19 protein-coding genes and 1 other annotated feature are annotated in these 22,344 nt (G+C 41.0%); of the genes, 12 read left to right on the forward strand and 7 right to left on the reverse strand.

The genetic code is table 11. The features are described from left to right. The first annotated feature begins 74 nt into the window (after positions 1-74). Both motP and motS read left to right on the forward strand, forming a co-directional pair. Positions 75-896, forward strand: a complete 822-nt coding sequence (gene motP / locus WMZ97_RS08885; RefSeq protein WP_343271729.1) for a flagellar motor protein MotP — start codon at positions 75-77, stop codon at positions 894-896. Then, a complete protein-coding gene (gene motS / locus WMZ97_RS08890) occupies positions 886-1,674 on the forward strand; it encodes a flagellar motor protein MotS (protein ID WP_343271730.1) in 789 nt (262 codons plus the stop codon). The genes motP and motS overlap by 11 nt, the downstream gene beginning before the upstream one ends. Before the next feature lie 39 nt (positions 1,675-1,713). On the opposite strand, the gene WMZ97_RS08895 is transcribed toward motS, so the two are convergent. The 4 genes from WMZ97_RS08895 to WMZ97_RS08910 form a co-directional block, all read right to left on the reverse strand. Continuing rightward, a complete protein-coding gene (locus WMZ97_RS08895) occupies positions 1,714-2,871 on the reverse strand; it encodes an acetoin utilization protein AcuC (protein ID WP_343271731.1) in 1,158 nt (385 codons plus the stop codon). Beyond that, positions 2,868-3,515, reverse strand: a complete 648-nt coding sequence (locus WMZ97_RS08900; protein WP_343271732.1) for an acetoin utilization AcuB family protein — start codon at positions 3,513-3,515, stop codon at positions 2,868-2,870. The genes WMZ97_RS08895 and WMZ97_RS08900 overlap by 4 nt, the downstream gene beginning before the upstream one ends. Further along, complete coding sequence (locus tag WMZ97_RS08905) at positions 3,515-4,168, reverse strand: GNAT family N-acetyltransferase (RefSeq protein ID WP_343271733.1); 654 nt, start codon at positions 4,166-4,168, stop codon at positions 3,515-3,517. Before WMZ97_RS08905 ends, WMZ97_RS08900 begins: the two co-directional genes overlap by 1 nt. 1,035 nt (positions 4,169-5,203) lie before the next feature. Further along, complete coding sequence (locus WMZ97_RS08910) at positions 5,204-8,071, reverse strand: transglycosylase domain-containing protein (RefSeq protein WP_343271734.1); 2,868 nt, start codon at positions 8,069-8,071, stop codon at positions 5,204-5,206. Between the two features lie 188 nt (positions 8,072-8,259). Next, positions 8,260-8,466 (forward strand) — a binding site (T-box leader). Between the two features lie 56 nt (positions 8,467-8,522). Between WMZ97_RS08910 and tyrS the strand changes: the two genes are divergently transcribed. Then, positions 8,523-9,794 (forward strand): tyrosine--tRNA ligase, encoded by a 1,272-nt coding sequence (gene tyrS, locus WMZ97_RS08915; RefSeq protein WP_343271735.1) that lies wholly within the window; start codon positions 8,523-8,525, stop codon positions 9,792-9,794. Between the two features lie 162 nt (positions 9,795-9,956). On the opposite strand, the gene rpsD is transcribed toward tyrS, so the two are convergent. Then, positions 9,957-10,559: a 30S ribosomal protein S4 gene (gene rpsD / locus WMZ97_RS08920; protein ID WP_343271736.1), complete on the reverse strand. Its 603-nt coding sequence runs from the start codon at positions 10,557-10,559 to the stop codon at positions 9,957-9,959. 346 nt (positions 10,560-10,905) lie between these two features. Here rpsD and WMZ97_RS08925 point away from each other — a divergent pair, with 346 nt between their 5' ends. Further along, positions 10,906-12,807, forward strand: a complete 1,902-nt coding sequence (locus WMZ97_RS08925) for a sensor domain-containing diguanylate cyclase (RefSeq protein ID WP_343271737.1) — start codon at positions 10,906-10,908, stop codon at positions 12,805-12,807. Positions 12,808-12,842: 35 nt separating this feature from the next. Here the strand turns inward: WMZ97_RS08925 and WMZ97_RS08930 are convergent, their stop codons facing one another. Continuing rightward, complete coding sequence (locus WMZ97_RS08930; protein ID WP_343271738.1) at positions 12,843-13,325, reverse strand: GAF domain-containing protein; 483 nt, start codon at positions 13,323-13,325, stop codon at positions 12,843-12,845. 107 nt (positions 13,326-13,432) lie between these two features. On the opposite strand from WMZ97_RS08930, the gene refZ reads away from it, so the two are divergent. The 5 genes from refZ to WMZ97_RS08955 all read left to right on the forward strand — a co-directional run bounded on the left by refZ (position 13,433) and on the right by WMZ97_RS08955 (position 18,944). Beyond that, positions 13,433-14,041, forward strand: coding sequence for a forespore capture DNA-binding protein RefZ (refZ, locus tag WMZ97_RS08935; protein WP_343271739.1), 609 nt, complete (start codon positions 13,433-13,435; stop codon positions 14,039-14,041). A gap of 306 nt (positions 14,042-14,347) precedes the next feature. Further along, positions 14,348-16,042 carry a septation ring formation regulator EzrA gene (ezrA, locus tag WMZ97_RS08940; protein WP_343271740.1) on the forward strand — a complete coding sequence of 565 codons (1,695 nt, stop codon included), beginning with the start codon at positions 14,348-14,350 and terminating at the stop codon, positions 16,040-16,042. Positions 16,043-16,128: 86 nt separating this feature from the next. Continuing rightward, positions 16,129-17,268 carry a cysteine desulfurase family protein gene (locus WMZ97_RS08945; RefSeq protein ID WP_343271741.1) on the forward strand — a complete coding sequence of 380 codons (1,140 nt, stop codon included), beginning with the start codon at positions 16,129-16,131 and terminating at the stop codon, positions 17,266-17,268. A 7-nt stretch (positions 17,269-17,275) separates the two neighbouring features. Beyond that, positions 17,276-18,478 (forward strand): tRNA uracil 4-sulfurtransferase ThiI, encoded by a 1,203-nt coding sequence (thiI, locus tag WMZ97_RS08950; RefSeq protein ID WP_343271742.1) that lies wholly within the window; start codon positions 17,276-17,278, stop codon positions 18,476-18,478. A gap of 265 nt (positions 18,479-18,743) precedes the next feature. Further along, positions 18,744-18,944 carry an alpha/beta-type small acid-soluble spore protein gene (locus WMZ97_RS08955; protein WP_343271743.1) on the forward strand — a complete coding sequence of 67 codons (201 nt, stop codon included), beginning with the start codon at positions 18,744-18,746 and terminating at the stop codon, positions 18,942-18,944. A gap of 598 nt (positions 18,945-19,542) precedes the next feature. On the opposite strand, the gene WMZ97_RS08960 is transcribed toward WMZ97_RS08955, so the two are convergent. Then, positions 19,543-20,343 carry an NAD kinase gene (locus WMZ97_RS08960; protein WP_343271744.1) on the reverse strand — a complete coding sequence of 267 codons (801 nt, stop codon included), beginning with the start codon at positions 20,341-20,343 and terminating at the stop codon, positions 19,543-19,545. Positions 20,344-20,499: 156 nt separating this feature from the next. On the opposite strand from WMZ97_RS08960, the gene WMZ97_RS08965 reads away from it, so the two are divergent. The 3 genes from WMZ97_RS08965 (at position 20,500) to tpx (ending at position 22,217) form a co-directional block, all read left to right on the forward strand. Continuing rightward, on the forward strand, positions 20,500-21,102 hold the full coding sequence (locus WMZ97_RS08965; protein ID WP_343271745.1) for a DUF2953 domain-containing protein: 603 nt from the start codon (positions 20,500-20,502) through the stop codon (positions 21,100-21,102). Between the two features lie 17 nt (positions 21,103-21,119). Next, positions 21,120-21,608: a GerW family sporulation protein gene (gene ytfJ, locus WMZ97_RS08970; protein ID WP_343271746.1), complete on the forward strand. Its 489-nt coding sequence runs from the start codon at positions 21,120-21,122 to the stop codon at positions 21,606-21,608. A gap of 108 nt (positions 21,609-21,716) precedes the next feature. After that, entirely contained in the window at positions 21,717-22,217 is a 501-nt protein-coding gene (tpx, locus tag WMZ97_RS08975) for a thiol peroxidase (protein ID WP_343271747.1), read from the forward strand. The last annotated feature ends 127 nt before the right edge of the window (positions 22,218-22,344 follow it).

Consider the following 22,344-nt stretch of genomic DNA (forward strand, 5'->3'; position numbering starts at 1 on the left):
TGAGATGACAGTTGCACATGCAATATTGATGCATGTATTAGATTCAGTTGATTCCAGGTATGGGGAGACAGACGATGAAGAAACGTGATATATTAACTCCATTCGGCATTACGTTAGGCTTTATTATCATTATGCTCGCGATTCTGACAAGTGGTGGAAGAGAGGGAGCGGTTACGTTTCTTGATCTTTCCTCTATTTTGATAGTAATTGGCGGATTAGTGGCATCATTAATGATAAATTTTAAAATGGAACGAATGAAACTAACATCAAAGGTTCTAAAAGAAGCATTTCGTAAAAATGAAAATCAACTTCCAGAACTTATTGATTTATTTGTTCGTTTGTCGGAGCGTGCCCGGCGCGAGGGACTTTTAGCATTAGAGAATGAATTGGATGAGATTGATAATCCGTTTATTCGGAAAGGTGTTTTGCTTGCTGTTGACGGGATCGAGCCGGAAATTATTCATGACATTATGAATGCTGAAATTACCGCAATGGAGGAGCGGCATTATCAGGGCCGTGCCATTATTGAAAAGGCAGGAGAATATGCCCCGGCGTGGGGGATGATTGGAACGCTTGTGGGGCTTGTATTAATGTTGAATAGCCTGGAAGATCCATCATCATTAGGGCCATCGATGGCGGTTGCATTATTGACAACATTATATGGTACGGTACTTGCTAATCTCGTCTTCATTCCGATGGCAAGTAAATTAGAAGGCAAAACCGAAGAAGAAGTATTTATGAAGCAAATTGTTATCGAAGGAATTATTGGTGTCCAATCCGGACAAAACCCGCGAATATTGGAAGAAAAACTTAGTGCGTTTCTTGCTGGTGATGAACTTCCTTCAGAATTGAATGAAGAAGCCTCGTTCCTAGGGGATCGTGCCCATGAAGCGTAGACAGATACGAAAAAAAAGGGACAATGGTGCACCCAAATGGATGGTAACCTATTCAGATATGGTTACCTTGATCCTTGTGTTTTTTATTTTGTTATTTTCCATGTCACAAATTGACCAGGTTAAATTTGATGCTGTTTCTGAATCATTTCGAAATCGCATGATTTTTGACTTTTATCCTTCTCCGGTACCGGCGGATAATCCGACCGAAAGTACGAGCGTACAGGAGAGCGGCAAGAATAGCAATGAATTTCAGAATCCGACGGAATTAAAAAATAGAAATGACAGGGATGATGATGAAAGCAGCGAGGATTCGCTGGATACATTAACACAGGATGTGGAGAAGTATCTGGAGAAAAATAATCTGAAGAACGTTATCTCTGCCAATCGCACGGAACGCGGGGTTGTTTTGGTATTGCAGGAAAGTATTTTATTTGATACAGGGGAAGCGGTCATCCTTGATTCGGGGAAACCGTTTTTAAATAAGATTGGCTCCTTACTAAAAAAGCTGCCCAATGCGGTTAAGGTGGAAGGACATACCGATAGTCGTTCAATTTCCAATTACCGCTATCCGTCCAATTGGGAATTATCCAGTGCCAGGGCAAGCAGCGTTATCCGCTACCTGATAAGTGAAAATCAGTTTGATAAAGCACGTTTTTCATCTGTGGGCTATGGTGACACCCGACCTGTTGTGCCAAACACCTCGGAAAAAAATTGGAGCAAAAACCGGCGAGTGGAAATTGTGATTTTAGAAGATAGTGCAGGTGTGGAAGATAAATAGCGGAGATGATGTATCGTCATTTCCGCTATTTGTCTTTTCTTAGGTTTGTTGCTTGGTATACTTTAAAGCGGTCAACAAAAACTTGGCATTCTTCTCCGTGATTTCTGCTTTTCGCGGTATATTTGGTACGATATCTTTATTGTCAAACCATGTTTTCGGAAGCTGTACGGGTGCCTTAGACTGCCATTTGGCTAGCCATGTATTTGGAATATCTCCCGTTTGAGTCGTACCTGTTTTCATGACATTCCAAACTTGAGCCCATGCTCGTGGTACGACACGCCACATATCATAGCCACCACCGCCCAATGCAATCCATTTGCCTCCACAGTATTGATGCGCCATTTCATGTGCCAGCAATGGTATTTTCTCATAGATCTTCATCGTTGCACAAAGGTGTGTTAGTGGATCATACGTATGGGCATCGGCGCCATTCTGTGTAACAATAATATCTGGTTTGAAAAATGCGCATATTTCGCTGAAGGCGGATTTGTACACTTGTAAAAACGATTCATCTTCCGTAAAGGCATCGATTGGAAGATTGAACGAATAGCCGTGTCCTTCTTTAATGCCACGTTCATTGACATTACCCGTACCAGGAAAAAGGTAGCGTCCTGTCTCGTGGATACTGAATGTACAAACATTAGGATCTTCATAGAATGCCCATTGCACCCCATCCCCATGATGGGCATCGGTATCAACATACAATACTCTGGCATCATATTTCTTTCGCAAATATTTGATGGCAATGGCAGCATCGTTATATACGCAAAAGCCGGATGCTTTACGCTTGAATCCATGATGTAACCCGCCCCCCAAATTGAGAGCATGGATGGAGGGGCCTTCCAATACAGCATCAACTGCATTTAATGAGCCGCCAACGAGCATGCTGGATGCTTGGTGCATATTGGAAAACATTGGCGTATCTTCGGTTCCAAGACCAAACTCCAGCCCTTCGTTATCATTCAATTCACCGTTACTGGCTTTTTTGACTGCATGAATGTAAGCTTTATCATGAAATAATTCCAGTTCTTCATCTGTTGCTAATCGTGGGGCAATCATATCCTCTGCCGTAAGCATTTTTACTGCCTCCAATAATTCTTTGGCCAGGACAACACGCAGGTGATTAAATGGATGATCTGAATGAAAATGATAATTTAAATAGGCATCTGAAAAAACAAAGGATGATCTGCAAGTCATAATGTTGGCCCCGCCGTATCATTTGGCCATAACAGCTCAAAACCAGCTTTACGCAAGTCCTGGACGACTGGCAGCGGGTTCATCGTTTGGATGCGAAAGACCAGGATTTTATACGTCGGATCATCACGATATGGGTAAACAAGTACAGATGTAATATTTGTCTTTCGTTTCCCAAATATGGCGGTTACTTCGGGTAGAATTCCAGGTCTGTCAGGAACCTTGATTTCAATATGGGAACTTTGAACGTTTGTACCGGTTAGCTGGATTAACGTATTCAGCATATCTTTCTCCGTTACAATACCAATCAGTACATTGTTTCGTACTACTGGAAGACAAGCAAATTCTTCCTCGTAAAAGATGCTGGCAATCTCTTCGACAAAGTCCAGCGGATGGACCGTCACAACCGGGTGACTCATAATCGATTGAATCTCATGTTGAAGTTCGGTCCCAGGGCCTTTACTGAAAACCGATGGACTGGCATCCCGGACATCGCGATCAGATACAATCCCGATGACATGGTTTTCCCTATCGACAATCGGGATATGCCGGATATGATATTTCTGTAACAATTCGAGTGCTTCGGCGATACTGGCTTCTGGTGGCAACGTTTGCATATCGGTCTTCATAATATTTTCAACAAGCATTAGAATCCCTCCCTCATGTTTCGATAGTTATGACGCTGCAAAAAACGTAAGGTGTCAAATCGGACAATTGACTCCTTTGGGACATGGTCACCAATTCGAACCATTAAGCAATTGGCCGGATGTGAAATAATTTCCGGATCATCTGTTGGGGAAGGAGAAAGTCCGCCAGCCGCCATCATTTTTTCCATGATTTTACGGTAACCCCAAACACTTAATTTGGTACCGTTTAAATCCCAGTGCCAATAATATTCCGTGGAGATAACGATATAATTTTCCATATAGTCATCCATCATGGAAACCTGCAGCAGGCCGGAGGCAATTTTTGCACCACGGTATTTTGGGATAACCTCGATGGCACCTAATTCGATCAGATCGTCCATGTTAAATTCAGACCAGCGTTCCAGTGGATCGGGGTGCAGGTACGTGACATAGCCAATAATGGTATCTTCCGTTCTGGCAATAATCAATCTGCCTTCTGTAAAATCAGCAATTTCCAGTATTACATTAAATTGCTTTGGAGCCGGGCGAAACGCAGTCAAATCTTCATGAAATTGGTATTTCTTTAATTCGGTTGATGGAAGCGGCCCTTCAATCGTAATGGTTCCATAAGCAGTATCACGTGTGATTTTGTTATAGGTTTTTGTATGGTTCACAATTTCACCACCTATTAGGTTATTACTCCAAGTTATACTTCTAGTATACAGGAATATAGCACGAATTTTTAGCAAAAAGAGATGATATTTACCACTTTTAATAAGTTTTTGACAAATGTGTTACTAGAATGTATGAGAAGAGGGTGAGACAAAACAGAAACCTTGCACACTAAAGACGAACGTTTATAAAGAGGTATGTTTGAAATGTCAATTTTTCAGAGGGTGTCATACGCAGTTAATGTAAAATGCGACATAGTGATAATTTTGTTACATGACACTCGTTCTATTGGAAGAGGAGTGCAGATGCGCATGTAAGGCTATGGACTTGTGCTGTTCTAAGTGGAAATCACCGCCCTTCATTCATCGAGATAGGTATAGTCGTTAATAAAAGGATACGGTCGTTTCAGTGTAGCTAAAATTCCGTTGAAACACACTATACCAGCGAAGGGAAAACACGGAGACTCCTGCGGGAGGAAGGCGAGATCACTGAAAAAGTACCTTTCATAATTGTTTGGAAGAAAACGGGCTAAGACGTGCTGCAGCAGTCCCGAAACGTGCGAGAACGGATTCAAAACGTGCGAGAGCAGGCCTGAAACGTGCGATAGCAAGTCCGAAACGTGCGAGATGCAGAGGTTTTCAAAACGAATCTATTTCACTTTTTTAGCAGCTACGAGGAATGGCATAGTTGAGACCCCGGAGTGCGTCACAAGCAAGGATGGAAGGCTAAGTGCGCGACGTCCTGTCGCAACGCCTTCAAGACCAACATTATGTTGGCCCGAGGCTCACTAGCCGCCCGCTAAAAAGCGTAGTGTTTTCCCACAGCGGCAGTTCAACCGCCAGCTCAATCTATGTCGCAGTTTATGGATAATCAGCATCAAAGTATTCTATACGTATTACTTAAAAACCCTTCATCTACATCAAGATACTTCCAAATTAAAGTTTATACATTCCTAAGCGTAAAAAGGGAAATCCGAACGAATTATCGTTCGGATTTCCCTTATACTTAAACTCTTTTGTCGTGGCTTTAAGAAGAAATCAATCCTTGTCGTGCTTTTTCTTCTTCTTTTTTTGTTCCTTTTTGTCATGTTTCGCTTTCTTGTTGTGGTCTGCTTTTTTATCTTTTTTACTGTCAGAAACGTCGCCAAACTTCACTTCACTGGACCCAGATGATTCCCGTCCGAAATAATCGACGGCTTTCACGATATAGGCTCCTTTTTCCTTAGGGACCGAGTAACTTGTTGATGTGGTGCTGCCAACAAAGGAGTAGGAGTCACCAGATTTGCCTGCTTGATAAACCCGATAGCCGACAATATCATTATCCCCCGGTGCTGACCAGGTAAGCTTATTTCCTGAGCCGGAAACAGAGGCAGGAGCACCTGGATCTTTTCCATCGTCATTAATGGAATCACTGCTGACATCTGCGCCCGTGGAGCTGATTTTCTCCCATTTCTCCCGATTTGTTCTTGGATACAGGATAGACAAATCACTGTATTTGTCATATCCATTTTCTTTCAAAAATGCGGGATTAAAGGCCAGACCGCTTCCGGTTGTAAATTCCTTAGGCGTTTTGGAACCTGCAGCAACTGTCTTGCCATTTACTTTTACTAAATTGCCACTGCCGATCAAACTATCATCGGTCTTTGTTGGCACGTCGTCGCTGTTGAATATATCCGAATTCACCAGTCCAGCTTTTTCGCATAAATCAGATGGCAGCTTTCCGGATGGTGCACAGTAGTTGCTGGATACAATACCGTCCGGACGTTTAAATGACTCTTTCGGTGCAACTATATCCGGATTAATTTCGGATGCTTTATTAATTAGCTGGGCCCATAACCTGACATTCCGGTTACTGTAATCAGGTGAATCCAACGTTTTCGGTGTATCATAGCCCATCCAGGTTCCGAAAGTCACATTCGGATTTGTGGCCACGAACCATGTATCTTGGATGTATTGCGATGTTCCGGTTTTACCAGCCCAATCAACACTGCTATATTTTAATTGCGAGTTAAGGTATGACGCTGTACCATTACTTATAACATCACGCATAAGATCGAGTGTCAGGTACGTTGTTTGCGGTGAAAATACTTTTTTGGGCTTGCTTTTTTTATGCTGATAAATGACGTCACCATCTTGGGTTGTAATGCTATCAATCATATAGGAATCGACAAATTTTCCATTATTGCCAAAGGTGGTATAGGCATTGACATTTTCCTCGATGCCAATTCCGTGTCTCGGCTGGCCTAGTGCCAAGGATTCATTAAAATGATCTCCTTCCGTTAGAGTAGTGATTCCCATTTTTTCCAAATACTCGGTGGCAGGATCATCGCCAATTATTTGTTTATAGATTCTCACAGCAGGTATGTTATATGATTGAGCCAGTGCTTCACGTGCTGACACAATCCCATGGTAGCCGCCCGCATAGTTGTGCGGATGATAATTACCTTCGTCAATCTCGTAATCTAATACTGGTGTCGCCGGCTGGATGATTCCTTTCTCAATTGCCGGGCCATACACAAGTAATGGTTTCATCGTACTTCCATTTGGCCGTTTTGCTGAATTGTCGATATGGTTGACCTGACTTTTACTGTAATCACGGCCGCCGACAAAACTGATAATTTTTCCCGTGCTGTTTTCAGTTAAAACACCACCTACCTGCACAGGTTCCATGACTTTCACTTGTTCCCCTTTTTCATTGGTGACCGTTTCTGGCTTATCAGGTCCATACGCATCATACTCTTTGGCGATTTTCTGGAATGCTTCATACGTTTTCTTGTCGATTGTCGAATGCACTTCATAGCCTTTCTGTCGTAAATCGCGATCAGCCAGAATCATATACTCTTCATTTAATTCGTCATCTGTTTGCAGATCTTTTTCGCTATATCCATCTTTTTTGGCTAATTTTTTCGCAATAATCTTTTTCGCCCGTTCTTCAAGTTCAACGGTTAGGTACGGATACTTATCAAGCGAAGATTTCTTTGCTTTCGTGAAATCAGCTGTAATATCATAAGCGACTGCTTTGTCATATTCCTCTTTGGAAATATATTTCTCCTCATACATCCGCTTTAGCACAGCTTTCATGCGTTTAATTCCAGGCTTTAAGTCTTTCTTCTTTTTTCGATTCCCATTATTTAAAAATGGTGTGTAATAGGATGGACTCTGCGGCAATCCGGCTAAATAAGCAGACTGTGGCAGATTAAGATCCTTGGCATCCACACCAAACACGCCTTGTGCTGCAGTTTGAATGCCAGCAATCGTTTGTCCGGATGCATCACGTCCATATGGAATAATATTTAAATAGGCCTCCAAAATTTGATCCTTGGTGAAAAATCGTTCCAGTCTTAGTGATAGTAATATTTCTTTTGCTTTCCGCTCAAACGACACTTCATTTGTTAAAATCTGATTCTTAATTAACTGTTGTGTTAACGTACTTCCACCTGTTTTTACTTCGGAGTTGGTTGCCTCTTGCATAAGAGCGCGAACAATTGCCTTTGGTACAACCCCATTATGTTTTCGGAAGCTTTCGTCCTCTGTTGCGATAACAGCGTTGATTAATGTATCGGAGACATTTTTTAAATCTACTTCATCTCTATGTAAGTCTGAACGAATGTCGCCAATGTATTTGTTATCGGCAAAATAAAGTTTGGATGTTTCTTCATAATTGTAAATACTTGTTTCCATGCTGGAATAACTTCGTATTGGCTCATCTTTAACAAGAGAGGCAAAATACCCAGCGCCAACCCCAAATGCAAAGACCCCTCCAATGACACAAACAATAATGGAAAACAAGATAATGTTCCATACGACATCATATGTGACCCGAGATGACCGCTGGAGCTTCCCGGTTTTCCAGAACGCGATAAATTTTTTTGTATATGTACGAAGCTTTTGTTTAAATTTACTCACAATCATACCTCCTGAATGTCACTTTACATTATAGCATAGGTGGTTTTTAAGGAGAATATAGAATGATAGATTTTTGATAGTTGTTTGTTGAACATTGATTGGTTCACTAGCTAAGAACAGAAAATGAACGAAAACAGCCTTGCAATTTGTTAGCAGGTATGATAAAAATAAGAAATACTTATTATATAATTATGGCGTAGAAGGATCGCAGTAGGAAGGCAAATCCCTGTTTTAGCGAGCTAGTGGTGGTGGGAACTAGCATATATTTGCTGAACGAATTACAATCTGGAGCTTTTCTTTTTCTAAAAGAGAAACGGTGTATTCATCGTTAACAACCCCAAAGTGGCATACGTATGCAACAAGGGTGGTACCGCGAGTGATATCTCGTCCCTTTTACCTGAGGGATGGGATTTTTTATTTGTCAAAAACAGCATAAAGGAGAATAGGTAAGATGAATATTTTAGATGATTTACAAAATCGGGGCTTAATTAACCAAACGACTGATTATGAAGGGCTGAATGACTACCTGCAGCATAACCAGATGACACTATATTGCGGTTTTGATCCAACGGCAGACAGCCTTCATATAGGTCATTTGGTTCCAATGTTAATCCTTAAACGATTTCAAGATGCAGGGCATCGACCGATTGCACTAATTGGGGGCGGAACAGGGATGATTGGTGACCCAAGTGGACGATCCACCGAACGTTCATTAAATGATGCAGCAGTTGTCAAAGGATTTAGCGATAAAATCAAGCAGCAGCTGGCGCATATACTGGATTTCGATCATGGGAAGAATGCGGCACTTGCACGAAATAACCATGACTGGCTGGCAAGTATGACCGTCATTGACTTCCTGCGTGATGCCGGGAAACATTTTGGTATTAATTATATGCTTGCCAAAGAATCCGTTTCTGCACGAATTGAGAAGGGGATCACGTTTACTGAGTTTAGTTATATGATCCTGCAATCGCTTGATTTCCTGAAATTATATGAGCAGGAAGATTGCCGCCTGCAAATCGGGGGAAGTGATCAATGGGGCAATATTACTGCAGGAATGGAATTAATCCGTCGGACAAATGGTCAAGCGGATGAAGAGGTAAAGGTCTTCGGACTAACGGTTCCACTTATTACTAAAGCAGATGGCACGAAGTTTGGTAAAACTGCCGGTGGGGCAATCTGGCTTGATGCAGAGAAAACAACACCTTATGAATTTTACCAGTTTTGGATTAATACGGATGATCGCGATGTGATTAAGTTTCTCCATTATTTCACGTTCCTGGAACAAGCTGAAATCGATAGGTTAAAGCAGGAGGTGGAGCGGCATCCGGAAAACCGTTTGGCACAAAAGCGTTTAGCTGAAGAAATGACAAGATTGGTCCACAGCCAGGAAGCACTTGAACAAGCGCAAAAAATTTCCGCTTCCTTGTTTAGTGGCGATTTAAAACAATTGTCGGCACAAGATATCGAACAAGGCTTTAAGGATGTGCCAACACACCATATGGGTAAAGATGAGATTGGCTTAATCGACTTGCTGGTGAACGCATCTATTTCACCTTCTAAACGGCAGGCGAGAGAAGACATCAAGAACGGTGCGATTTACATCAATGGGGAGCGGAACCAGGATATGCAATACACACTTACCGCGGACGACCGGATTGAGGATACGTTTACGATTATTCGGAGAGGGAAAAAGAAGTACTCTTTGGTTCGGTATCAATAAGAAAAACGTTGACATGTTTTTTGGGATATCAGAAGCCTGGGGACAGATTAGTAAAATTGGCGAGATAACGGATTTTTAAACTTTGAAAATGAAGAGCCCCACAACCTATGTACATTTAGGTTGTGGGGCTCATAAAATATTACGTTCTTTAAGGCTTTAAACTTAACGTGAGTAGAATTCAACGATTAGCGCTTCGTTGATTTCGGCTGGAAGCTCTGAACGTTCAGGATAGCGGCTGTAGCTGCCTTCCAATTTATCTTCATCAAATGTAAGATATTCTGGAATGAAGTTGTTTACTTCGATTGCTTCCTTCACGATATCAAGATTGCGAGAACGTTCACGCAAACCAATAACTTGACCTGGTTTTAGACGATAGGATGGAATATCCACACGCTTACCATCTACAGTAACATGGCCATGGTTAACTAGCTGACGTGCTTGTCGGCGTGTACGAGCTAAGCCAAGGCGGAATACGATGTTGTCTAGGCGAGATTCTAGTAATACCATGAAGTTCTCACCATGAACACCTTTCATTTTACCAGCTTGGTTGAATGTATTCTTAAATTGACGTTCATTTAAGCCATACATAAAGCGAAGTTTTTGCTTCTCTTGTTGTTGTAAGCCGTATTCAGAGATTTTCTTACGTTGGTTCGGGCCATGTTGCCCAGGAGCGTAAGGACGCTTGTCTAGCTCCTTACCAGTTCCAGTTAATGAAATGCCAAGACGACGGGATTTTTTCCATACAGATCCAGTAAATCGTGCCATTAGACATTTCCTCCTTTATCGTTTATTTGCATAAAAAAAAGTGCGTGTTCCGGCGCTGCTCATTTTGTTTTCATGTACCATCGCTCCAGCAGCAGAGAGTTACACGATACACCTTCTTCAAAAAGAAGGAACAAAATGATCACATACGTGGTCCACAAAGGCCGCTTTTATTTTACACAAAGCATAGTATATAAGTTTTGCCCGGCAAAGTCAATGCTTTATCACGATATCAATACAAAATAAAGGAATTTCCATTCTGATATAGGAAAATATGACTAGATAGTTTATAATAAAAGAAATAAATGAAAACGTAAAATCAATAATTATCCGTATAATGGGTGATCAAATGACAAAAAAAGATACATTTCATGAAGAAAAATTAAAAAGTATCTGCTTTGAAATAATTACCATGATGACTGATTGTTCTGAGGATGAGCTGCTTTTTCTGCTTGTTGAGAAATTGCAGCAAAACTTGGACACAAAGGTCACTGTTTTTGTGGAGCATGCTTGGACTAATTCATACAAGCAGGTTGGAAATCAATCATTACCGATTCGGAAGCAGCAATTATTCGATCATGGCGATTTGGCAATTCGGACAAACACGATCGTTCGAATGAAAAATATGGGGAAGGTATGTCAAATACCATCTGATTTACAATTCGTTATTGTACCAATTGTACCGAAAAGCAAACCGGCAGCTTTTATTGGGATATCCATATCAGGTAAAGCTGAAATAAAACAGTGGCCTTCATTCTTAAAGATACAACTCGAACGACTTTTTTCCATTTTAAACCAGCAAAGAAAAACGGACGATACGAACCGGAAAAATAAATTTTTATACGATCTGATGTCACGTTGTTATTCCTTAACAGATAAGAAAGATATTTTAGTAGAGATTACAAAGTCCCTGGATGTTATCTATCCTGATTTTACTTACCATTTGCTGCTGTCACAGGATTATGAAATGGATCATGCATTGCCTGTTAAAACGATTGCGTACAGTGATGATGCAACGAAATGGGCCAGTACGCAAGCGTTCATTACGGGAGAGGTACAGCTGGAGAATCGTATAAAAGAAAAAAACACTTGCCTATATGCACCATTAAAAGGTGACCAGGGTGTTTATGGTGTCTTGCAGATTATTGCACCGGAAGCGGTTGACTTTCCAGGGGAAGAAATCGATTTCATGATACAATTTGCTGTCATTTCCGGGAAGGCCATTGAAAATGCTACCCTATATGCGCATTCAAAAGGGCTGGTTACGGATTTGAAAATGATTAATGATGCAACGCACCAATTGAATACAAATTTAAAAATCCCGGAAATAACTTCGATTGTGAAACAATATATTATTGACTCTTGTCACGCAACAGAGGTTGGATTCTTCTACTTTATGAAAGCAGAAATGCGTGACATGGACATTTTGCCAGGGAGTACCAAGTTTTTCTATACAGAAGACAGCCTCGCTTTTATTGAATCTGTTCAGAATAGGCTGAAGCAGGCGAAGGAAGCCATTTTTAGTGGTGACTTTAAAACCGCTCATCCTTTTCCTTTTCGTTCGGTGATGGTCATTCCAATGCTCCATTCCGGAGAGATCCATGGTATGGTAGCCATGTTGCAGAAAGATGAATACTTTTTTTCATTCGATAGTTTTAAATTAATGCAATCATTGATTCAGCACTCCACATTAGCAATGGTTAATGCTATTTTAAAAGAACAACTGGAAAAAGCAGTAATTACTGACTATTTAACAAAGTTATATTCCCGAAACCACTTGGACGATCAAATTCAACTTTATATGGCCACAGCTGAACAAGGAACATTAATTTTATTTGATATTGATGATTTCAAGCAGATCAATGACACCTATGGACATAGTGTTGGTGATGAGGTCATTAAGCAAGTGGCTGAGGTGATTAAGGCAAACCTAAACGACAATGATATTCCTGCGCGCTGGGGCGGTGAGGAATTAGCAATCTATTTGCCCGGCTTAACGATAGAGGATGGTGTTTGTTTAGCAACGCGAATCAGAAAACAAGTACAGCACTTGACAGCACCGCGAATTACACTCTCCTGTGGGGTATCAACCTGGACGGAGCAAACATCAGATTCCGTAAAAGAACTATTTATTCGGGCGGACAAAGCATTATATGAAGCGAAAAGTGGTGGAAAAAACCGCGTTGTAAAAGAGACGAAGCGTGCAAAAAAGAACAGGATAAATGAAATAAACAAAAGCTATGGCTTTTAAAAGCCATAGCTTTTGTTTTTCCATATAATTAAACATTAACTTAAAAATGTTTCGACGATTTTAGCGAATTTTTCAATATATACTTCGTCTGTGTCATCAAAACGATTTGTACGTGGACTATCGATATCAAGAACTCCATAAGGAGCGTTATCGACTAGTAAGGGGACAACAATCTCCGAGCGGCTGGCACTGTCGCAAGCAATATGTCCGGGGAATTGATTCACATCAGCAACACGTTTGGTGATTCGTTCTTTTAGTGCCGTTCCACAAACCCCTTTGCCATAAGGGATCCGGATACAGGCAGGCAGTCCCTGGAAAGGTCCGAGAACCAATTCATCTTGTTTCCAAAGGTAGAAGCCAACCCAGTTAACATCGGTTAAAAACTGCTTTAACAAGGCGGATGCGTTGGCCATGATAGCAATCGGATCCGTTTCCCCCTCTGATAGTGCGGTAAGTTGTTTAAGCACTAATTCGTAATCATTCGCTTTATTTCCAGAATAAGTTTGTGTTTGAAACATCTATCATTTTCCTTTCTATTGCGTGATTTCGACATTTTCCCTGCAGCAAATGTCGAGAAGAAATTGCAGGATTATCATGTCCTTTGTCGTATTTAGGAAGTAAGGAGATGAAAGCATTGAAAAATAATCCCTCAAAACAAAAAGTAATGGTTGCAGCTTCTTCCTTATTTTTTCAGAAGGGGTTTCATGGTACTTCGGTTCGTGACATTGCCGATAAGGCTTGTGTAAATGTTTCGCTGATCAGCTATTATTTTAAAAGTAAGCAGGGCTTGCTGGAACACGTTGTCACCCAATACTATGAACTGTACCTCAAATTGATGGAAGAAACATGGCAAGCGTCAGCAGAGGAACCTGCATTAAGCCGAGCAAAAAAGCTAATCGAAACCATTATACAGTATCGGCAAGATAACCATCAATTTTCCTGTTTTATCTTACGCGAGCTTTCGCTTGATTCTGTGTTTGTAAGAGAAATGGCGGTTACGTATATCGCAAAAGAAAATTATTACATAAGTAATGCATTTGCTTCCATTTTGTCGAAGAAGCAAAAAGTAGATCAGCAATTTTTGTTAATGCAGTTGAAAGGGATGTTAATCACACCATATGTTTTGCAGAATGAATGGAAACATCAGGTGATTGGCAAACAATCGCATAGCCTGTTTGTCCGAAAGTATGTAAAAACCATTCATCAGTGGCTGGACTTTATTGTGCAACATTAAAAAATAGGCTTTGTATAAACAAGCCCGTGTCATTTTATTGCTCTTTTCGCAAAAAATTTGTCAAATCATTAATTTATTTGATTTTTTTTAGCCAAAAATGCTGTTTACATGGTATCATTAGTATACAATAATCGAATGCAAAAATACGTACATTAAAATACCTGTTTTTCGAGAGATTTTATTGAAGTAGTTCAATACGTATAGTGAACAATAGAAAACTTCCGAATGGCTTGTTTACGAACGTTTTGAACACGATTGGAGAAATATCCTCTTATACAGGAAAGAAGATGGTTAGGAGGGCAAAGCATGTCAATTATCATTGGAACGATATTAGTTATCATCGCATTAATCATTGTTGGCCTTATTTTACGAAAACGGGTATATGATGTTGTTGATCAGCAGGAAAGTTGGAAGCTGGAGATTATGAGCCGGAATATTGCAGCCGAATTGCAACGGATTAAAAGTTTAAATTTGTCTGGTGAGGCGCAAGAGAAGTTTGAAATGTGGAAAGAACGCTGGGAGTACGTGGTAACACAGGAATTGCCTAATATTGAGGAATATCTTCTGGATGCCGAAGAAGCTGCTGATAAATATCGTTTCCCGACCGCGAAAAAGACTTTGCGAAAATCAGAACAAACATTAGAAACCATTGAAAAGGATATTGAGACAATTTTGCAAGAGTTGGAACAGTTGCTTGAGTCAGAGAAAAACAGCCGGGAAGAAATCGAACACATCGAACCAGAAATAAAGGCGTTGCACAAAATGCTTTCCCAATACCGTTATCAGTATGGGAAAGCGGAGGTACGTTTCGAAGTGGAAATCGATGAACTCGATGAAAAATCGAGTCGCTATCACACGTTGACCAACGCCGGTGATTACTATGAGGCACAGCAGGTTGTTCATGAACTGAAACAGGAGCTGGAGGTTCTTCAAAAACAAATGGAGGAGTTCCCATCGATCTACAAAGCGTGTAAACAAGAATTACCGGCACAATTAGATGAGTTGTACACTGGTATAAAAGGTATGAAACAAGACGGGTATCGTGTCGAATACCTTGGATTGGAGAAGGAAATACATAATTACCAGCTTCGATTGTCAGCCAGTGTCGAGTCCTTGGATAAAGGTAGTGTCGAGGAAGCAAAATCATTAATTACCGAATTGGATGAACGGATAAAAGAAATATATGTGCTGTTGGAAAAAGAGGCAATTGCCAAAAACTACATGGAAACGCAAATTCCTACTTACCAGCATCTAATTGATGAATTAGACACCTCATTTCAGGAAACAAAGGCAGAAGTGGGAACATTAAAGCAAGCTTATCACTTTGAAGACAGTGATATGGAGAAATATGTCACCCTGGACAAGGCGATCACTCAGTTGAAAAGACAATTAGAAGAGCTGCAAGTGAACCTGGAAAATGAAACGAAATCTCATTCCGAATTACGTGAAGTTGTGGAAGGGGGCTTCCAACAGGTTGAATCCTTACAAGAAGAACATGCCGCATTTAAAAAGCGGATCCATAACTTACGAAAAGACGAAATTGAGGCGAAAGAAGAACTCGCTGACATGAAAGCCCAGCTAAATGATACAATAAGAAAGTTGCACAAAAGCAATATTCCTGGAGTTCCTACGTTTATCTGGAATATGGCGGAGACAGCAAATGATAAGAATATCCAGGTTTTACAAGCATTAGAACGACAACCGCTGGATATTAGTCTTGTTCAACAGGCATTGGCAGAGGCAAAACGAGAAATGGATTCGCTTATTCAACAAACCGATACTTTACTGGAACAAGCATATTTAACGGAGCGGGTCATTCAATATGCGAACCGGTACCGAAGTAAATATCCATTACTTGCAGCTAAATTAGCAGAAGCGGAACGGTTATTTCGGTCGTATGAATATGAATTATCACTGGAGCATGCTGCAAAAGCCCTGGAAGAAATTGAACCTGGTGCATTACAACGTTTGGAAGCATTTCATGAGAAAGTAATGAATTAACGTAATGAAAGGCTGTCTTTTGGAAAGGGAGGTTAAACTCTTTTCCTTAGGCCAGCCTTATCTATTTTTTAAAAGAGGTTAGAAAAATGATTTACTTAGATAACTGTGCAACAACCAAACCATATCCTGAGGTACTGCAAAGCTTTCAGCAAGTTTCTGAAACTTTCTTTGCGAATCCTTCTTCCATCCACCAATTCGGCGGGAAGGCGGAAAAGCTTCTTTGGAAAGCGAAGGAACAGGTAGCCCAATTATTGCATGTCGATCCAAGCGAGATTATTTTTACGTCTGGTGGAACGGAAGGGAATAATACAGCGATAAAAGGAATTGCACTGAAGCATCAGTCGCGGGGAAAACATATCATTACAACTGAAATCGAGCACCCCTCGGTAATTGAAGCATGTCAGGCATTGGAAACACTAGGCTTTGTGATCACGTATTTACCTGTTAATCAAAATGGTGTAGTATCAATAGCGGATGTTAAACAAGCAATTCGTAATGATACCATTCTGATTACTATCATGCATGTGAATAATGAGCTTGGGTCCGTGCAGCCAGTTGAAGAAATTGGCGCCATCGTAAAAAACTATCCCAAATTACGCTTTCATGTTGATGCTGTGCAAGGATTGGGAAAACTACCGTTACAATTGGCGGATAGCGGGATTGATCTATGTACCATGTCCGGTCATAAAATTCATGGACTAAAAGGGACAGGTGTCTTATATGTCAACAGCCGTGTGAAATTGTTCCCATTGTTACATGGTGGAAACCAGGAACGAGCCATTCGTTCTGGTACAGAAAATTTGGCTGGTGCTGTTTCGCTTGCCAAGGCATTCCGATTGGTTTTTGCTAAACGAAAAACAGACTTGGACAAATTATGTAAGCAACAAGATTATCTTCGGAGCGAATTAGGAAAGATAGATGGTATTTATATCAATACACCGGAAAATGCGGCACCCCACATGATGAATTTCTCAGTTCCAGGGTTAAAGCCCGAGGTGCTCATTCATATTCTTGGGGAACAGGAAATTTATATTTCTACCAAATCAGCGTGTTCGTCTAAACTGGCGGATGAAAGCAAAATTCTGGCTGCTTGTGGTTTCAGTCAGGAACGAACGACATCTGCCTTACGAGTGAGCTTGTCGTACGATACAACAAAAGAAGAACTAACCACATTTATCAAGGTATTAAGGAAAGCAATCAATCAATTAAAAGAAGTAATGGAGTAGATAACCAATGGAGTTTGATCATATATTAATCCGATATGGCGAGATGGCCTTGAAGGGAAAAAATATTAAAACATTTATTGTAAAGCTACAGGAGAATATTCAGCATAAGCTTAAGGACTATCCCAGGGTAAAAGTAAAACGGACACAAGGAAGGATGTTCGTTCTGTTAAATGGGGAAGATCCAGCACCGATTATCGTGGCATGCAAACAGGTCTTTGGCATTCATAGCCTGAGCTTGGCCATCAAGGTGGAAAATGATGAAACACAAATAAAAGATGCTGCATTATATGCGTTGAAAAGTAATACGGAGGCGAAGACATTTAAGGTATCCGTAAAACGAATTGATAAAGAATTCCCGATTCGTTCGCAGGAAATGAATCAGGTGCTTGGCGGGCATTTGTTAAGCCATACATCAGGCTTTCAAGTAGATGTCCACCATCCGGATGTGGAAATAAAGGTTGAAATCCGCTCGGAAGCGACTTATATAACATCACGCATTATCCCCGGCTTGGGAGGCTTACCAGTAGGAACATCGGGTAAGACATTACTCATGTTGTCTGGCGGGATTGATAGTCCTGTTGCAGGGTTCTTGGCAATGAAACGTGGAGTTGAAATGGAGGCAATCCATTTTCATTCGCCCCCATTTACCAGTGAGCGGGCAAAGCAGAAGGTATTGGATCTGGCTAGTCGCTTAACGGAGTACGGGAATTCAATAAAGGTTCATGTTGTGCCATTTACAAAAATCCAGCAGCATGTTTTTCGGGAAATGCCGGATGGATATGCCATGACCATTATGCGACGGATGATGTTTCGAATTAGTCAAATGGTTTGCGAGAAACAACATATCCTGTCGATTACAACGGGGGAGAGCCTCGGTCAGGTTGCCAGTCAAACGATGCAGAGCATGCATGCAATCAATGAGGTAACAAGTTTGCCAATTATTCGGCCGTTAATCGCCATGGATAAAAATGATATTATTACGATTGCCCGTGATATTGATACGTATGATATTTCGATTCGGCCATATGAGGATTGCTGCACTATTTTTGTTCCGAAGTCACCTAAGACAAGGCCTTCGAGAGAAAAAGTGAATTATTTTGAAGGACAAATGGATCTTTCAGAAATGCTTCAGGAAGCTGTCCAGGGTATAGAAACGATCAAGCTCACAGGAAAACGTGATACAGCCCAGGAGTTTGAGGGGTTATTTTAAGTATAATTGTCTTATCGCCTTAACGGGCAATAAGACTCCCGCTTCATGATTTTGAAGCAAAATCATGAAGCGGGAGTCAATTAATAACTAAGGTTCGATTCTGTTTGAGTCTGCACCAGAACATTTGAGTTCGTCGGGAAATCCTCATTGAGTGAAGTTCCCCTTTTTGAGAAAATAGGCCGAAACTTACAAGAACTACCAATAGAAAAGCTGTATGTTTTTACTTCTTGTTACACATTCTATAGGTACCAAGGAGGTGAGACACATGGCTTCAAACAATAATTCAAACCAATTAGTCGTACCTGGAGTACAACAAGCATTGGATCAAATGAAGACAGAGATTGCTCAAGAATTTGGTGTACAACTTGGTGCTGATACTACTTCTCGCGCCAACGGTTCTGTTGGAGGAGAAATCACAAAACGTTTAGTTACAATGGCTGAACAACAATTCGGCGGACATCAATAACAACAATTCAATAGCGTTGGCTAGAAGGCTGCTCAACATTTGAGCAGTCTTCTTTCTGGTGCGCCCGTGCTGCGGTCAGCTTTAGCATTGAGGCCGATATCGGAATCGGTTGATGAGCACGCTCTATTGTCGATATTTCCTCGGAATCGGTTGATGAGCACGCTCTTAGGTCGATGTTACCTCGGAATCGGTTGATGAGCACGCTCTTAGGTCGATGTTACCTCGGAATCGGTTGATGAGCACGCTCTATGGTCGATATTTCCTCGGAATCGGTTGATGAGCACGCTCTTAGGTCGATGTTACCTCGGAATCAGTTGATGTTCACGTTCATAGGTCGATATTTCCTCGAATTCGGTTGATGAGCCGCTCTATTGTCGATATTTCCTCGAATTCGGTTGATGAGCACGCTCTTAGGTCGATGTTACCTCGAGTTCGGTTGATGAGCACGCTCTTAGGTCGATGTTACCTCGGAATCGGTTGATGAGCACGCTCTTAGGTCGATGTTACCTCGGAATCGGTTGATGAGCACGCTCTATGGTCGATATTTCCTCGAATTCGGTTGATGTTCGCGTATCTGGGTTTACTCATACCATTGTTTCTATAAAAATGTTCGTTTGACACGATCCCAATACGAATTGTTCTTTAATTTAACCGTTTTAATAACGTTATTGCTTAGGCTGACTTGAATATGCTGTATATTTTTGATTGGAAATGCCTCGTTGTCCAATCCGATGATGGGATAATCATTTCCATCCTGAACAATATCCAGTGTTAATGTACGATTACTATTCAACACAAACGAGGAGCCAAGTGTACGATACCGATTGTTATTAAGCGACGCCAGCTCCGACACTTGAAAACAAGGAATTTTAGGATCAATGATTGCACCATGGGTAGATTTATTGTAGCCAGTGGAGCCAGTTGGGGTAGCAATAATCAACCCATCCCCACGGAATGTTTCAAAATGAGTACCATCAATACGTACATCCATAACAATTGTTTTAATAATTGTCGAGCGAACACTGACTTCATTTAAGCAATGAAAGACCGTTCCATCATTTACCTGTACATTAATGATTGGAAATTTACGTACTTCCATTTCAGCGTTTTGCATGGTGTGGAGCATTTCATCAAAATTATCTAAGTTAAAATCGCAGTAAAGACCAGATTCATTTGATCGGGTGATACCGAGATATAAGCAATCCTGACGAAAGCCCGTTTTGCGTACCCCTTGTAAAAATGCCCCATCACCGCCAACATTAATAATAATACTTGCATCTTGTGAATCAGAGACAATGCTAAAGCCATTTTTCTCTGCTAGGTCAAATAAAGGTGCGAGCGTATCTTCTATATTATCGGTTTGTAAGTAATGAAAATAGATATTTTTACGGTTTGGCATTGGTTCTTTGCCTCCATTTGCATGATATATCTTTTAGCCTAAGTGTATCATGTCCATACCATTATTTCTATTTGTTGAGATTTTTTGGTTAAAAAACGTAATTACGAACCAAAATAAAGCAGAGCCGTATATTTTTCCAGATAAGGGGGGCTTTTGGTGGTATGGATTGTTATCGGACTGTTGCTTGTTTTTCTGTTAATTATTTTATTATGTTCTAAGGTTTATATCACATTTTCTTTATCCTATGGGAAGCAAAAACAGATCACTGCCATTCAGCTCCGACTATATGGCATCCGGCTATTTACTAAAAAAGTAAACCTTGCTGATCTGGAATCCTCTAAACAATGGGAAAAACAATTTAGTGGGAAAACAATCAATGAAAAACTGAAATTGGTGCAGCATTTGCTCCGTGATTTTTTGGCGATCATGCATGATACGACCATGGCAGTTCGAATCATCATTGCTAAAATGACGATTCATCGACTTGAATGGCGTTCGTGTATTGGAACAGGAGATGCAAGCACAACCGGGGTGGCAACTGGAGGGGGATGGGCCATAAAGGGAATGGTGATCGGTTATTTGGATCACTGGAGCCAACTGAATTGTTCCCCTAATCTGGCCGTAACGCCCGAATTTAATCGAAAATATGTATTTACCAAACTAGATTGCATGGTATCGATTCGAATTGGACAAGCTATACACGCACTTATTAAAGTGATCCGAAAATCGGCGATTCGAAAACGAGAAGTTTTGATTTAAAAAGGAGGAATATAAAAATGGCTGAACATCCAATCCAAGGTTTAATGACAACAGCAATGGAGAATTTGAAGGATATGGTAGAAGTCAATACCATTATTGGTGACCCGGTAGAATCACCTGATGGAAGTGTGATTATTCCGGTTTCCAAAGTTGGGTTTGGCTTCGCTGCCGGGGGTAGTGAATTTAAAGGACAAAGTAAAGGATCCGATCAAGAAGATAGTGATAGTCAACAGGAATTACCATTCGGCGGTGGTAGCGGCGGTGGTGTTTCCATTACGCCGGTCGCATTCTTAATTGTTAATGCAAAAGGTATTAAAATGGTTCATCTTGATGGCAATACACATTTGGTTGAAAAATTGATGGATTTTGCACCACAGGTTGTGGAGAAGATTCAACAAATGATTCGGGAATCGTCAAATTCCAAGAAACAATCCAAACAAGGGAAAGATCAAAAACAACAGCAGCCAGATATGACGCACACGGATCAGTCCATTTATGACATATAATTTATGTTCACTAATTTGTAGCAATTTCGACAGGCATGTTAATGGACACTAGCAGGTAATTTATTCATAATGAGAAGGGAAGAAAAGAATATAGGAGGAATGATTCATATGGCAAATGTTACATTCCATCAAGAGCCTGTTACACTTCTTGGTACGGAAATAAAAGTGGGAGACAGTGCCCCAGACTTCACGGTATTGTCGAACGACCTGCAAGAGGTTTCATTGGATAATTATCAAGGTAAGGTTAAATTGATTGCCGCTGTACCATCAGTTGATACAGGGGTATGTGCCGAGGAAACAAGACGTTTTAATGAAGAAGCAGATAACATACCGGGGGTGCAGGTTTTGACGATTAGCATGGATCTCCCTTTTGCCCAGACACGCTGGTGTGCGGCAAACGGGATTAAACATCTTGACACCTTATCCGATCATCGGGATGCTGATTTTGGTGAGAAATATGGTGTGTTAATTAAAGAACTGCGCTTATTGGCCCGGGCAGTGTTTGTAGTGGATTCCAATAACACGGTTACATATGTCGAATACGTTGACGAAGTAACTAACCATCCCGATTATGAAAAAGCGTTAGAGGCTGCCAAAACAGCTAAATAATGAACAAAGGTGAAAGCGCCCGGTCAGCGACGTATAGACTGGACTGAACTGTAGGAAGGAGATAATGTTACATGCCCCTGCAACAGGGGTATGCCGATATTGGGCGGCAAGCCCGTTTTTTAGTCGG

Source organism: Lentibacillus songyuanensis (assembly GCF_039548255.1).
GTDB lineage: Bacteria > Bacillota > Bacilli > Bacillales > Amphibacillaceae > Lentibacillus_C > Lentibacillus_C songyuanensis.

What these genes read in the sequence shown, in the direction of transcription:
- WMZ97_RS08900 (WP_343271732.1), bottom strand. Translation starts at nt 3,515, where the DNA reads ATGCTTGTTGAAAATATTATGAAGACCGATATGCAAACGTTGCCACCA.
- tpx (WP_343271747.1), top strand. Translation starts at nt 21,717, where the DNA reads ATGGCAAATGTTACATTCCATCAAGAGCCTGTTACACTTCTTGGTACG.
- tyrS (WP_343271735.1), top strand. Translation starts at nt 8,523, where the DNA reads ATGAATATTTTAGATGATTTACAAAATCGGGGCTTAATTAACCAAACG.
- ytfJ (WP_343271746.1), top strand. Translation starts at nt 21,120, where the DNA reads ATGGCTGAACATCCAATCCAAGGTTTAATGACAACAGCAATGGAGAAT.
- WMZ97_RS08895 (WP_343271731.1), bottom strand. Translation starts at nt 2,871, where the DNA reads ATGACTTGCAGATCATCCTTTGTTTTTTCAGATGCCTATTTAAATTAT.
- WMZ97_RS08960 (WP_343271744.1), bottom strand. Translation starts at nt 20,343, where the DNA reads ATGCCAAACCGTAAAAATATCTATTTTCATTACTTACAAACCGATAAT.
- WMZ97_RS08925 (WP_343271737.1), top strand. Translation starts at nt 10,906, where the DNA reads ATGACAAAAAAAGATACATTTCATGAAGAAAAATTAAAAAGTATCTGC.
- motS (WP_343271730.1), top strand. Translation starts at nt 886, where the DNA reads ATGAAGCGTAGACAGATACGAAAAAAAAGGGACAATGGTGCACCCAAA.
- refZ (WP_343271739.1), top strand. Translation starts at nt 13,433, where the DNA reads ATGAAAGCATTGAAAAATAATCCCTCAAAACAAAAAGTAATGGTTGCA.
- WMZ97_RS08930 (WP_343271738.1), bottom strand. Translation starts at nt 13,325, where the DNA reads ATGTTTCAAACACAAACTTATTCTGGAAATAAAGCGAATGATTACGAA.
- thiI (WP_343271742.1), top strand. Translation starts at nt 17,276, where the DNA reads ATGGAGTTTGATCATATATTAATCCGATATGGCGAGATGGCCTTGAAG.
- WMZ97_RS08955 (WP_343271743.1), top strand. Translation starts at nt 18,744, where the DNA reads ATGGCTTCAAACAATAATTCAAACCAATTAGTCGTACCTGGAGTACAA.
- ezrA (WP_343271740.1), top strand. Translation starts at nt 14,348, where the DNA reads ATGTCAATTATCATTGGAACGATATTAGTTATCATCGCATTAATCATT.
- WMZ97_RS08945 (WP_343271741.1), top strand. Translation starts at nt 16,129, where the DNA reads ATGATTTACTTAGATAACTGTGCAACAACCAAACCATATCCTGAGGTA.
- motP (WP_343271729.1), top strand. Translation starts at nt 75, where the DNA reads ATGAAGAAACGTGATATATTAACTCCATTCGGCATTACGTTAGGCTTT.
- rpsD (WP_343271736.1), bottom strand. Translation starts at nt 10,559, where the DNA reads ATGGCACGATTTACTGGATCTGTATGGAAAAAATCCCGTCGTCTTGGC.